A 13845-nucleotide genomic window follows, 5' to 3' on the forward strand; every position below is an offset into this window, starting at 1 on the left:
ACCGTGCCCCCCAGCCAGACGGAAGCCGCTCCAGCGCGGCACAACACCTACGCCGGTGGTCGCGAAAAGATCATGGCGCATCTCGCCATGCTGCTGTTTGCCGCGCTCATTTCCGGCTCCTTTTCCCTCGGGGGCATGATTGCCAAACAGGTCAGCCCCGCGCCGCTGATGCTGATGCGCTACATCGTCACCATCATCGCCATGGCCGTCATCGCCTTCGGCTTTGCCCGCCAGCCATTCCGCGTGCCGGAAAAGCCGCTGCGCTTCCTATGGCTCGGCCTGCTTCTGGCGATTTACATGCTGACCATGTTCATCGCACTGGAATTCACCAGCCCGGTACAGACGGGTGCCGTGTTCACGCTCATGCCGCTCGTCTCCGCCGTCTTCGCCTTCTTCATTCTCGGCCAGAAGACGCGCACCGGCGTGCTCGCCAGCCTGCTCATTGCCGGAGCCGGGGCAATCTGGGTGATTTTTCACGGTGATCTCGACGCCATTCTCGGCTTCGATGTGGGGCGCGGCGAACTGATCTTCTTTATCGGCGTCGTCAGCCACGCGCTCTATGTGCCGCTGCTGCGCTTTCTTGATCGCAGGGACAATCCGCTGGTCTTCGGATTCTGGCTGGCCGTCGGCGTTGCCTTCTGGCTGGCCCTTGCCGCGGCGCCCGATCTCCTCAGTGTCGACATCACCGCCCTCGACTGGAAGTTCTGGGCAATCCTCGTCTACATCGGCGTCGTCACCACCGCCGGCACCTTCCAGCTTCTACAATATGCCTCGATGCGCCTGCCCGCCTCCAAGGTGCTCGGTTATGGCTATCTCACGCCCACCTCGATCATCATCTTCGAGGCAGCCCTCGGCAATGGCTGGACCAGCCTGTCGGTGATGATCGGCGCCGCCGTCACCGCCTGCGGCCTGCTGGTGATGGCGCTCCTGCCGGATTAATCCTTCTCGCCGGCCTTGTTTGGCAGAAGCCCGTGCATGAAAAGCTGTTCGAGGAACCGGGCGGCATCGTCGAAGCGGCCCTCGCCCGAATAGCGATCACCGAGAACGGCGCGCACCTGCACGTCGAAATCGGCGTAATGCTGGGTCGTCGCCCAGATCGAGAAGATCAGGTGATAGGGATCGCATTTCGCGATCTTGCCCGCCTTGGCCCAGCCACGAATGACCTTGGCCTTGTCGTCCACCAGATCCTTCAGCGGGCCTTTCAGTTCATCGAGAATATAGGGCGCGCCCTGCAGCACCTCATTGGCGAACAGTCGGCTTTCGCGGGGAAAATCGCGCGCCATTTCCAGCTTGCGGCGGATGTAGGAGCGGATTTCGGCTTCAGGATTGCCATTGTCGTCAAAGGCGCGCAGCGGGTCGAGCCAGGTATCCAGCACGCGTTCGATGAGAACCCGGTGGATCGCCTCCTTGGTGCGGAAATAATAGAGCAGGTTCGGCTTCGACATGCCCGCCACCTCGGCGATCTGGTCGATGGTGGTGCCGCGAAAACCGTTGGTCGAAAACACCTCCAGCGCGGCGTCGAGGATCTGCTCCTCTTTCTCCTCCTGAATGCGGGTTCGCCGCTGGGTCCGGGCCGCTCTGGGATTGTCCATTTCGTCTCGTGATTCCTGTTCTAAATCAACTTTATCAGGCAAGTTTGCGCACGAAGTCAACAATGCCCATTTTTTGTGCATTCGCCCGGCATTTTGGCGGGAATTTTGTTGTTTTCCGTCTTGAGTGCGAAAGCGGAAAGAGTAATGTTTACCAACCGGTCAAATTATCCGCCAAAGGCGAAACGATGGCAAGCCACCCTTTCGAGGCTGCCCATTTTCCTTTCGGAACAGACAAGGCCGGAGCGAGAAAGAGGGAACTGAGACAATGGCTGCTAGCTTGGCCGCACCGGGCGAAAATCTGCGCGTGAATGGCGATCGCCTTTGGGATTCACTGATGGACATGGCTAAGGTTGGCCCCGGCATTGCCGGTGGCAATAACCGCCAGACCCTGACCGATGCCGACGCGGAAGGCCGCGCGCTGTTCAAGAGCTGGTGCGATGCCGCCGGAATGACCATGGGCGTCGACAAGATGGGCACCATGTTCGCCACCCGCCCCGGCACCGATCCGGATGCCCTGCCCGTCTATATCGGCAGCCACCTCGACACCCAGCCGACCGGCGGCAAGTATGACGGCGTGCTCGGCGTGCTGGCCGCGCTTGAAGTCGTGCGCACCATGAACGATCTCGGCATTCAGACGAAGCACCCGGTCGTCGTGACCAACTGGGCCAACGAGGAAGGCGCGCGCTTCGCACCGGCCATGCTCGCATCCGGCGTCTTTGCCGGCGTTCACTCGCTGGATTACGCCTATGGCCGCAAGGATCCGGAGGGAAAGACCTACGGCGACGAGTTGAAGCGCATCGGCTGGCTGGGCGAGGAAGAGGTCGGCGCCCGCAAGATGCACGCCTATTTCGAATATCACATCGAACAAGGTCCGATCCTCGAAGCAGAGGAAAAGCAGATCGGCGTCGTCACCCACTGTCAGGGCCTGTGGTGGCTGGAATTCACCCTGACGGGCAAGGAAGCGCATACCGGCTCCACGCCGATGAACATGCGCGTCAATGCCGGCCTTGCCATGAGCCGCATCTTCGAAATGGTGCAGGCGGTATCCATGGGCGAACAGCCGGGCGCGGTCGGCGGCGTCGGACAGGTGTTCTTCTCGCCGAATTCCCGCAACGTGCTGCCGGGCACCGTCACCTTCACCGTCGACATCCGCACCCCCAGCCAGGAAAAGCTCGACCGCATGCGTGCGAAAATCGAGGCGGAAGCCGCCGCGATCTGCGAAGCGCTCGGTGTTGGCTGTTCGGTCGAGGCCGTCGGCCATTTCGACCCCGTGACCTTCGATCCGGTCCTCGTCGGTCGCGTGCGCTCCGCTGCCGAAAAGCTGGGCTACAGCCACATGAACATCATTTCCGGCGCTGGCCACGACGCCTGCTGGACTGCCAAGGTGGCCCCGACCACCATGATCATGTGCCCCTGCGTGGATGGCCTTTCACACAACGAAGCCGAGGAGATTTCCAAGGAATGGGCCTCAGCCGGTTGCGACGTGCTGTTCCATGCCGTGGTAGAAACGGCAGAGATCGTGGAGTAGACGATGATGTTCGCGGCGCAGGCCCCCTCATCCGCCTGCCGGCACCTTCTCCCCCACGGGGAGAAGGGAGGATGCGCCGCTTTGTCTGTAAAGAACCGGGACGGAAATGAGGTCTCCTTCTCCCCCACGGGGAGAAGGTGCCGGCAGGCGGATGAGGGGGTGTACGCAATGGACGACAATCCCGTAAAGCGCCGCCTCGGCAAGACCGATCAGGCCCGACACCTTCGTAGGACCGAGACGGAGGAGGAGATCCTCCTCTGGAGCGATCTGCGTAACCGTCGCCTGAACGGCTACAAATTTGCACGGCAAGTGCCGCTAGGCATGTGTATCGTCGATTTCCTATGCAGGGGTAGAAAGCTCGTCGTTGAGCTCGATGGCTTCCAGCATGCGGAAAATCTTGCAGATGAAGCCCGGACACTGTGGCTGAATACTCACGGCTATACAGTCCTGCGATTCTGGAATCACGAAGTCACCCGCGAGCGGGACGCGGTTCTCGAAACCATTCTCGCCGCACTTGAAGGCCGGATGAAGGAGGCGTGTAACGCAACCCGCTTCTATCCGGCGCTTTCCTCAATAAATGAAAAGACAAGGGAACGGCAATCATGAGCACAGTCATCAAGGGCGGCACCGTCGTTACCGCCGACCTCAGCTACAAGGCGGACGTGAAGGTCGAGGGGGGCAAGATCGTCGAGATCGGCCCGAATCTCGCGGGCGACGAAACGCTCGACGCTGCGGGCTGCTATGTCATGCCCGGCGGCATCGACCCCCACGTCCACCTCGAGATGCCCTTCATGGGCACCTATTCGGCGGACGACTTCGAAAGCGGTACCCGTGCCGGTCTGGTCGGCGGCACGACCATGGTGGTCGATTTCTGTCTTCCCGATCCCGGCCAGTCGCTGCTTGATGCGCTGAAACGCTGGGACAACAAGGCGACGCGCGCCAATTGCGACTACTCGTTCCACATGGCCGTGACCTGGTGGGACAAGCAGGTCTTCGAGGAAATGGCCACAGTCGCGCTGGAAAAGGGCATCAACTCGTTCAAGCACTTCATGGCCTACAAAGGCTCGCTGATGGTGAACGACGACGAGATGTTCGCCTCCTTCTCGCGCTGCGCCGAGCTTGGCGCCATCCCCTTCGTCCATGCGGAGAACGGCGATATCGTCGCTTCCATGCAGGAAAAGCTGATGGCCGCCGGCAATAACGGCCCGGAGGCCCATGCCTACTCCCGCCCGCCTGAACTGGAGGGCGAGGCCACCAACCGCGCCATCACCATCGCCGACATGGCCGGCTGTCCCGTCTATATCGTTCACACCTCGTGCGAGCAGAGCCACGAAGCCATTCGCCGCGCCCGCCAGAAGGGCATGCGCGTCTATGGCGAACCGCTGATCCAGCATCTGCTGCTCGATGAAAGCGAATATGCCAATCCCGACTGGGACCATGCCGCTGCCCGCGTCATGTCGCCGCCCTTCCGCAACAAGCAGCACCAGGACAGCCTGTGGGCCGGCCTGCAGGCGGGTTCGCTCTCCTGCGTCGCGACCGACCATTGCTCATTCACCGTGGCGCAGAAGCGTTACGGCATCGGCGATTTCCGCAAGATCCCGAACGGCACCGGCGGCCTTGAAGACCGCCTGCCGCTCTTGTGGACCCATGGCGTCAACACCGGCCGCCTGACGCCGAACGAATTCGTCGCCGTCACTTCCACCAACATCGCCAAGATCCTCAACATGTACCCGAAGAAGGGGGCGATCATGGTCGGCGCCGATGCTGATATCGTGGTCTGGGACCCGGAACGGACCAAGACGATCTCGGCCAAGACCCAGCAGTCGCCGGTCGAATACAACGTGTTCGAGGGCAAGGAAGTGAAGGGCCTGCCGCGCTTCACTCTGACGCGCGGCCATGTCGCGGTCGAGGAATCGACCGTCAGGACCAAGGAAGGCCACGGCCAGTTCGTTGCCCGCCAGCCGAATGGCGCGGTGAACAAGGCACTGTCGAGCTGGAAGGAAATCGTTGCCCCCCGCAAGGTGGAACGCACCGGCATTCCGGCCTCGGGCGTCTGATCATCCTTCAGGCGTGAAACCCGCTCCGCTCAGGCGGGGACCGGTGAAGCACCGTTCCCCGCCGCCAATGTGGCCCTCGGCCCATTTTCAGAGGCGGGGCAAAGTCCTATTCTGCCGATCGCCTAAAGGCGTTCGGGGACCATCGACCGGGGATGAAAGAACAAGAATGAGTGAGAATTTCGCCGTCGTGCGCGCCCGCAATCTGGGCCTGACCTTCGAGACCAATGACGGTCCGGTGCACGCGCTGTCGAACGTGAACCTCGATGTCGGCAAGGGGGACTTCGTCTCCTTCATCGGCCCGTCGGGCTGCGGCAAGACGACGTTCCTGCGCGTGATCGCCGATCTGGAACGCCATACCTCCGGCACCATCGAGGTCAACGGAACCACGCCCGAAAACGCCCGCAAGGACCGTGCCTATGGCTACGTTTTCCAGGCGGCGGCCCTCCTGCCCTGGCGCACCATCGAAGACAACATTGCGCTTCCGCTGGAAATCATGGGCTTTACCAGGGACCAACAGAAGGAGCGCATCGAGCGCACGCTGGAACTCGTCAACCTCAACGGTTTCGGCAAGAAATATCCCTGGCAGCTTTCCGGCGGCATGCAGCAACGCGCCTCGATTGCCCGCGCGCTGGCCTTCGATGCCGACCTGCTCTTGATGGACGAACCCTTCGGCGCGCTCGACGAAATCGTTCGCGACCACCTCAACGAACAGCTTCTGAAACTCTGGGACCGCACCAACAAGACCATCTGTTTCGTCACCCATTCCATTCCGGAGGCGGTCTATCTCTCCACCAAGATCGTGGTCATGAGCCCACGCCCCGGCCGCGTTACCGACATCATCGAAAGCACGCTGCCGCGCGAGCGCCCGCTGGAAATCCGCGAAACCCCCGAATTTCTCGAAATCGCCCACCGCGTCCGCGAGGGCCTGAAGGCGGGGCACAGTTATGACCAGTGAGTGTCATCATATCCCGATCGAGGCCGCCCCATGACCCGGCCCTCCTTCCTTCATGACCGGCTGCTGCCGATCCTGACCGTCCTCATTGCCATCATCGCCATCTGGTATCTCTGCGTTGTCTGGCTGAACGCGCCCTTCGTGCGCGATCAGGCAGCCCGCGCCGGCACGCCGATCACCTTCGCAGAGATCCTGCCGCAGACCTTCGAGCAGGAACGTCCGGTTCTGCCAGCGCCGCACCAGATCGTCACGGAACTGTGGAAGACCACCGTCACCCTGCCGGTCACCTCCAAGCGCAGCCTCGTCTACCACGCCTGGATCACCATTTCGGCGACGCTGGCAGGCTTTGGTATCGGTGCGGTGCTCGGCATCCTTCTGGCGGTCGGCATCGTCCACAATCGGGCCATGGACAAGTCGCTCATGCCCTGGGTAATCGCCAGCCAGACGATCCCGATCCTCGCCGTCGCACCGATGATCATCGTGGTGCTGAACGCGATCGGCATTTCCGGCCTTTTGCCCAAGGCGCTGATTTCGGCCTATCTCTCCTTCTTCCCGGTCGTCGTTGGCATGGTGAAGGGGCTCAGAAGTCCCGACCGGCTGCTGCTCGACCTGATGCGAACCTATAGCGCCACGCCCGCGCAACTGTTCTGGAAACTGCGCTGGCAGGCGGCCCTGCCCTATCTCTTCACTTCGCTGAAGGTCGCGGTCGCGATTGCGCTGGTTGGCGCCATCGTCGGCGAACTGCCGACGGGGGCCGTGGCCGGGCTTGGAGCCCGCCTGCTGTCCGGCTCCTATTACGGCCAGACGATCCAGATCTGGGCCGCCCTCTTCATGGCGGCGCTGGTGGCGGCCCTTCTCGTGTCGATTGTCGGCCTGGCACACCGGGCGGTGCTGAAACGGATGGGAGAACGTCCATGAACGGCTGGCTTCTCTTCGGTCTGGCCTTCTGGGCCGCCGCCTGGACCACGAACGAGGTTCTCGTCAGGGCAAACGTGGAAAATCCCACGCTGCGCAAGGCTACGAATTTCATCGTGCCGCTCCTCTTCGGCGCCACGCTGCTGGTGCTGTGGGAAAGCGCCGTGAAGGGCTTCGGCATTCCCTCGATCCTGCTGCCGGCGCCCTCTGCCATCTGGGCGCGGCTCATCGGTTCCGTGCCGACGCTGTGGGCGGATTTCCAGCAGACCTTCCTGAAATCGGTGATCACCGGCTATGTGCTGGGTTGCGGCCTGGGCTTTCTCGTCGCCCTGCTCATCGATCGCTCGCCCTTCCTTCAGAAGGGCCTGCTGCCCATCGGCAATTTCGTTTCGGCGCTGCCGGTCGTCGGCGTTGCCCCCATCATGGTCATGTGGTTCGGCTTCGACTGGCCGTCCAAGGTGGCCGTGGTCGTCATCATGACCTTCTTCCCGATGCTGGTGAACACGGTGCAGGGGCTTGCCTCCGCCAGCCACATGGAGAAGGATCTGATGCGAACCTACGCATCGGGCTGGGGGCAGACGCTGGTGAAGCTCAGGCTTCCGGCCGCCATGCCCTTCATCTTCAATGCGTTGAAGATCAATTCCACGCTGGCGCTGATCGGCGCCATCGTCGCCGAGTTCTTCGGCACTCCGATTGTCGGCATGGGTTTCCGCATTTCCACGGAAGTAGGACGCTCCAATGCCGATATGGTCTGGGCCGAGATCGCGGTCGCCGCGGTCGCCGGCTCGGCCTTTTACGGACTGGTGGCGCTCATCGAAAGAGCCGTCACCTTCTGGCACCCGTCTGTCCGCGGTGGGCAGACGTGAACCTGAAGCATTTCCAGCAAAAGTGTGAAGCGGTTTTGCGTCCGGAAATGCATCAAAACAAGCGATGAAGCAAATAAAGAGAGGGAAACAGCTTATGAAGAAAATGATCGCACTGATGATGATGGCGACGGCCCTGCCGATGATGGCAGCCAAGGCCGAAGCCGCCGACAAGGTGACGCTCCAGCTCAAGTGGGTCACGCAAGCCCAGTTTGCCGGCTATTACGTTGCCAAGGACAAGGGCTTCTACAAGGAAGAAGGCCTCGACGTCGACATCAAGCCGGGCGGCCCGGATATTGCTCCGGCCCAGGTCATTGCCGGCGGTGGCGCAGATGTCATCATCGACTGGATGCCTTCGGCTCTGGCTGTTCGCGAAAAGGGCACGGCCCTCGTCAACATCGCCCAGCCCTTCAAGTCTTCGGGCATGATGCTGACCTGTCTCAAGGAAACCGGCATCAAGAAGCCGGAAGACTTCAAGGGCAAGACGCTCGGCGTCTGGTTCTTCGGCAACGAATATCCGTTCCTGTCGTGGATGGCCCACCTGAAGATCCCCACGACCGGTGGCGCCGATGGCGTGACGGTCCTGAAGCAGGGCTTCAACGTCGATCCGCTGCTGCAGAAGCAGGCGGCTTGCATTTCCACGATGACCTATAACGAATACTGGCAGGTCATCGACGCCGGCATCAAGGCCGACGATCTCGTGACCTTCAAGTATGAGGACGAAGGCGTGGCAACGCTGGAAGACGGCCTCTACGTGCTGGAAGACAAGCTCAAGGACCCGGCTTTCAAGGAAAAGATGGTCAAGTTCGTCCGCGCTTCCATGAAGGGCTGGAAGTGGGCCGAAGAGCATCCGGATGACGCAGCCGGCATCGTTCTCGACAACGACGCCTCCGGCGCCCAGACCGAAAAGCACCAGAAGCGCATGATGGGCGAAGTGGCCAAGCTGACCGCCGGTTCCAAGGGCGCGCTGGACGTGGCTGACTATGACCGCACCGTCAAGACGCTGCTCGGCGGCGGCTCCGACCCGGTCATCACCAAGGCTCCGGAAGGCGCCTACACGCTCGACATCACCAACGAGGCGCTGAAGTAATAGCGTTTTCAACACCAGTAAAACCGAGCGCGCGGCCCAACAAAGCCGCGCGCTTTTCGTTCGAAAGCCCGGTTCGCAGCGCTTTCGCTCATCCAGTCTTTGCAATATTCTGTTACATAAAGGCGGCTGGCAGAGTTCAGAGAAATCTGTAATCTTGCCGCGACGCAAAAATAGCCGCGTGCGGCCGGTGCCTCTGGCGATCCGGCCCGGTCATACCCACGTATCAGGGTCAGGCCCGCCACATGGCAAAGACCGACGGATAACAGTGATGATCGTGAGACGTTCAACGCCCTTCGCCGCCCTTGCGGTTTTGCCGCTTGTTGCCTTTGCCGCCCAGGCCGAGGAAACGCCAGCCGCCGCACCGCAGGCTCTGCCGGCCATCGTCGTCACGCAGGCGACGTCGCGGCTGCTGACTGATCGTATCGTGGCAACCGGGTCGGTCAAGCCGGTGGAGGAAATCTACATCCAGCCGCAGGTGGATGGTCTCCAGACCCGCACGCTGAACGCCGATATCGGCGATCGCGTGAAGGAAAACGATGTGCTGGCCGTGCTTTCCGACGACAGCCTGTTGCTGCAGAAGAGCCAGCTTGCCGCAACGCGCGCCAAAGCCGAGGCAAGCCTCGCCCAGATCCGCGCCCAGCTTATCGATACCCGCGCCAGCGCCGAGGACGCCGAACGCCAACGGGTGCGCGCCGTCACGCTGAGCGCCAAGGGCACCGTGTCCACATCGCAGCTTGAACAGGCCGAAACCGCCGCGACCGGCGCGAAGGCGAGGCTTCGGGCTGCCGAACAGTCCATTCTCGTCGCCGAGGCCGATCTGGAAGTCATCGATGCCCAGATCTCCGACATCGACCTGAAGCTGGCCCGGACCAGCGTCAAGACGCCGGCCTCCGGCCTCGTCGCGGCCCGCACCGCCAAGGTGGGGGCCATCGCTTCCTCCAGCAGCCAGCCGATGTTCACCGTCATCCGCGACGGGCAGATCGAACTCGTCGCCGACGTGACGGAAAGCGATATTCTCAAGATCCGGCAGGGCCTCAAGGCGCTCATCCGCGTCGCCGGCACAAGCGAGCCGCTCACCGGGCAGGTCCGCCTCGTTTCCCCGACCGTCGATGCCGCCACGCGCCTCGGTTCCGTCCACATCGCCATCGATGACGACGACAAGGCGCGCGCCGGCATGTATGCCAGCGCGGAAATCGTGCTGGCCGAAGCTAATGGTCTTTCCCTGCCGCTCTCCGCCATCACCACCGCCAAGGATGGCGTGACGGTCCGCCTTGTGAAGGATGGCATCGTGCATCAGGTGAAGATCGAGACCGGTATTCAGGACGGCAGCTTCATTCAGGTGACGAAGGGTCTCGAAGATGGTGCGGAGGTCGTTGCGAAAGCCGGCGCCTTCGTGCGCGATGGCGACCACATCGCCCCCGTGAAGCAGACAGCAACCAACGCAACGGATTGACGGAGCGACGGACATGAATTTTTCCGCCTGGTCGATCCGCAATCCGGTCGCGCCGCTGCTTCTGTTCTTCATGCTGATGTATGTCGGCGTGAAGTCGTTCTACAGCCTGCCCATCACCCGCTTCCCGAACATCGACGTGCCCATCGTCTCTGTGGTCGTGACCCAGAGCGGCGCGTCCCCGGCCGAACTGGAAATGCAGGTGACGAAGGAGGTCGAGGACGCGGTCGCCTCACTCACCGGCGTCGATGAAATCCAGTCCACCGTCACCGACGGCCAGTCGCAGACGGCCATCGTCTTCCGCATGGAAACGAAGACCGACGAGGCGCTTCAGGACGTGAAGGACGCCATCGACCGCATCCGCTCCAGCCTGCCGGCTTCGGTGGACGAGCCGATCGTTTCCAAGGTCGATGTCGAGGGGCAGGCGATCCTGAGCTACGCCGTCTCCGCGCCGGACATGACCCTGGAGGAAATCTCCTGGTACGTGGACGATACGGTGAAGCGCGCCCTGCAAGGCCAGCCCGGCATCGGCCGCATCGACCGCTACGGCGGCGCCGACCGGGAAATCCGCGTGTCGCTGAGCCCGGACAAGCTGAACGCCTATGGCATTTCGGCGGCGGATGTGAACGCGCAACTCCGCGGCGTCAATGCCGATCTCGGCTCCGGCCGCGGCCAGGTGGCGGGCGCGGAACAGACCATCCGCACGCTGGGTGATGCGCGCAATGTTGCCGATCTCGCCAACACCACGATTTCCATCGGCAATGGCCGTTTCGTGAAGCTCGCCGAACTCGGCACGATCACGGACACCTATGAGGAGCAGAAATCCTTCGCGCGCTTCAACGGCCAGCCGGTCGTGACCTTTGCGGTATTCCGCTCGAAGGGAGCAAGCGAGGTCACCGTCGCCGAAACCGTGACGGGCATTCTGGATACGCTGAAAGCCGACAACAGGAATGTCTCCATCGAGAAGGTGGATGACGCAGTCTACTTCACCTACGGCAATTACGAGGCCGCGCTCCACACGCTGATGGAAGGCGCGCTTCTTGCCGTCATCGTGGTGTTCCTGTTCCTGCATAACTGGCGAGCGACTTTGATCGCCGCCGTGGCGCTGCCGCTGTCGGCCATTCCGACGCTGTGGATCATGGAGATGATGGGCTTTTCGCTCAATCTCGTGAGCTTCCTGGCGCTGACACTGGCCACCGGCATTCTCGTCGACGACGCCATCGTCGAGATCGAAAACATCGCCCGCCACATCAAGATGGGCAAGACGCCCTACCGCGCCGCACTGGACGCCGCCGACGAAATCGGCCTGGCCGTCATCGCCACCTCCTTCACCATCATCGCCGTCTTCGTGCCGGTGTCGTTCATGCCCGGCATTCCGGGCCAGTATTTCATCCAGTTCGGCCTCACCGTCGCCTTCTCCGTATTCTTCTCGCTTATGGTGGCGCGCCTGATAACGCCGCTGATGGCCGCCTATCTGATGCGCGCCGAAGATGCGATGGAAGACCACGAGGACAATGACGGCACGATCATGTCCGCCTACACGCGGCTCATCAGGACGACGACGCGCTGGCGCTATTCCACCCTGCTCGGCGCCATCCTCTTCCTTATCGGCTCGCTCTATTTCCTCATGCAGGTGCCGGGCAGCTTCATGCCGCCGGAAGACAACGGCCGCATCGTGCTTTCCGTGGAACTGCCGCCGAATGCGACGCTTGAAGATACCGGCCGCGCCACGGATGAACTCTATGCGCGTCTGCACGATATTGACGGCGTGGACAGTGTCTTCATTCTTGGCGGCGCCTCGCCCAAGGGCGAACTCGAACTGCGCCGCGCAGCAATCACGCTGAACCTCGGCAAGATCGACCATTCGCTGGTGAAGTCGCTGGTCAACAAGGGCCTTGGCGGTCTGCCCCTGATCGGCCCATGGCTGCCGAAGGTGGAAGATCATGGCCGCACCCGCCCGCAATGGGACATCGAGAAGGAAGTCTTCGCCCGCGTCCGCGATCTGCCGGATGTGCGCGTTCTCAAGCTCAATGATCGCGGCGAGCGCGACATTTCCTTCAACTTTCTCGGCAAGGACAATGACACGCTGAACGCCGCCGTCGGCATTCTCGAAGCCAAGCTGCGCGCTGAGCCGCTGCTGGCCAATGTCAGCGCCGAAGGCGCCCTGCCGCGCCCGGAACTGCAGATTCGCCCGCGCAAGGACGAAGCGGCACGCCTTGGCATAACCCCGAGCCAGATCGCCCAGACGGTGCGCGTCGCGACGATCGGCGACACCGATACGGCACTCGCCAAGATCGCGCTCGACGGTCGCCTCATCCCGATCCGTGTTCAGGCCTCGCTGGACCTGCGTCGCGATCTCGCCGCCATCCGCGCGTTGAAGATCGCCACCGCCACCGGCACAACCGTGCCGCTGTCGTCCGTCGCCGATATCGATTATTCGGAAGGTGTTAGTTCCATCAAGCGCAATGCTCGTGCCCGCGTCGTCTCGATCGGCTCGGATCTGCCGCAGAGCGTGGCGCTCGACAGCGCGACGGCGGCGTTCAAGGCCGTGGTGGAAAAAGCCGGCCTGCCGGAAGGTGTGCGCATTGCCGAAAGCGGCGACGCCAAGATTCAGGCCGAGATGCAGCAGAGCTTCGGCAATGCCATGCTGATGGGCCTGTTGCTGGTGCTGATGGTGCTTATCCTGCTGTTCAAGGATATCATCCAGCCCTTCACCATCCTGTTCTCGCTACCTCTTGCCATCGGCGGTGTCGCGGCGGCGCTTATCATCACCCAGTCAGCGCTCTCCATGCCGGTGCTGATCGGCATCCTCATGCTGATGGGCATCGTCACCAAGAACGCCATCCTGCTGGTCGATTTCGCAATCGAGATGATCCGGGGCGGCATGGAGCATCGCACGGCGCTGGTGGAAGCCGGGCGCAAGCGCGCCCGCCCCATCGTCATGACCTCCATCGCCATGTCGGCAGGCATGCTGCCTTCGGCCCTGGGCATTGGCGAAGGCGGGTCCTTCCGCGCACCGATGGCGATTGCCGTGATTGGCGGCATCATCGTCTCGACGGTGCTGAGCCTCGTCGTCGTCCCCTCCTTCTTCCTTATCATGGACGATCTCTCGCGCCTGCTCGGTCGCATCTTCTCCCGCGTCATCGGGCCGACGGAGCCTGCGGACGAAGCGCTTTCCAAGGAACAGTTGACGGCCCTTGCACGGGAAACCAACGAACGGCTTGATGCGCTTGCGGCTCGCGTCGAGGCTGAGGATACCACGCCCCGCAAGCTGCAATTGCCGCCGGCACCCCACGCCGCCGAGTAGCAAAACCACGCGGGCGCCTCGGGGGCCCGCTTCCATTTTGCCCGCGATACCCCCCAAAGAGGCATTTTTCGCCCAATCCGTTGATCGAAAT

At 62.2% G+C, this 13845-nt stretch carries 11 protein-coding genes; 10 read left to right on the forward strand and 1 reads right to left on the reverse strand.

What is annotated here, in order from left to right; all coding sequences use genetic code 11:
- Positions 1-3: 3 nt before the first annotated feature.
- Entirely contained in the window at positions 4-939 is a 936-nt protein-coding gene (locus GGQ66_RS02235) for a DMT family transporter (RefSeq protein WP_370686270.1), read from the forward strand.
- Here GGQ66_RS02235 and GGQ66_RS02240 read toward each other — a convergent pair.
- Positions 936-1592 carry a TetR family transcriptional regulator C-terminal domain-containing protein gene (locus tag GGQ66_RS02240; RefSeq protein ID WP_183788970.1) on the reverse strand — a complete coding sequence of 219 codons (657 nt, stop codon included), beginning with the start codon at positions 1590-1592 and terminating at the stop codon, positions 936-938. The two genes, GGQ66_RS02235 and GGQ66_RS02240, sit on opposite strands and share 4 nt — an antisense overlap.
- 265 nt (positions 1593-1857) lie before the next feature.
- Here GGQ66_RS02240 and GGQ66_RS02245 point away from each other — a divergent pair, with 265 nt between their 5' ends.
- The 9 genes from GGQ66_RS02245 (at position 1858) to GGQ66_RS02285 (ending at position 13754) form a co-directional block, all read left to right on the forward strand.
- Positions 1858-3120, forward strand: coding sequence for a Zn-dependent hydrolase (locus tag GGQ66_RS02245; protein ID WP_183788972.1), 1263 nt, complete (start codon positions 1858-1860; stop codon positions 3118-3120).
- A gap of 3 nt (positions 3121-3123) precedes the next feature.
- Entirely contained in the window at positions 3124-3726 is a 603-nt protein-coding gene (locus tag GGQ66_RS02250; protein ID WP_183788974.1) for an endonuclease domain-containing protein, read from the forward strand.
- On the forward strand, positions 3723-5177 hold the full coding sequence (hydA, locus tag GGQ66_RS02255) for a dihydropyrimidinase (protein WP_183788976.1): 1455 nt from the start codon (positions 3723-3725) through the stop codon (positions 5175-5177). The genes GGQ66_RS02250 and hydA overlap by 4 nt, the downstream gene beginning before the upstream one ends.
- Positions 5178-5343: 166 nt before the next feature.
- Positions 5344-6132 (forward strand): ABC transporter ATP-binding protein, encoded by a 789-nt coding sequence (locus tag GGQ66_RS02260; RefSeq protein WP_183788978.1) that lies wholly within the window; start codon positions 5344-5346, stop codon positions 6130-6132.
- A 30-nt stretch (positions 6133-6162) separates the two neighbouring features.
- Complete coding sequence (locus GGQ66_RS02265) at positions 6163-7047, forward strand: ABC transporter permease (RefSeq protein WP_183788981.1); 885 nt, start codon at positions 6163-6165, stop codon at positions 7045-7047.
- Entirely contained in the window at positions 7044-7910 is an 867-nt protein-coding gene (locus tag GGQ66_RS02270) for an ABC transporter permease (protein WP_183788983.1), read from the forward strand. The genes GGQ66_RS02265 and GGQ66_RS02270 overlap by 4 nt, the downstream gene beginning before the upstream one ends.
- A 94-nt stretch (positions 7911-8004) precedes the next feature.
- Entirely contained in the window at positions 8005-8997 is a 993-nt protein-coding gene (locus GGQ66_RS02275; protein WP_183788985.1) for an ABC transporter substrate-binding protein, read from the forward strand.
- Positions 8998-9265: 268 nt separating this feature from the next.
- Positions 9266-10450, forward strand: coding sequence for an efflux RND transporter periplasmic adaptor subunit (locus tag GGQ66_RS02280; protein ID WP_183788987.1), 1185 nt, complete (start codon positions 9266-9268; stop codon positions 10448-10450).
- Between the two features lie 13 nt (positions 10451-10463).
- Positions 10464-13754, forward strand: a complete 3291-nt coding sequence (locus GGQ66_RS02285) for an efflux RND transporter permease subunit (protein ID WP_183788989.1) — start codon at positions 10464-10466, stop codon at positions 13752-13754.
- The last annotated feature ends 91 nt before the right edge of the window (positions 13755-13845 follow it).

The organism is Allorhizobium borbori (assembly GCF_014196535.1).
Lineage (GTDB): Bacteria > Pseudomonadota > Alphaproteobacteria > Rhizobiales > Rhizobiaceae > Ectorhizobium > Ectorhizobium borbori.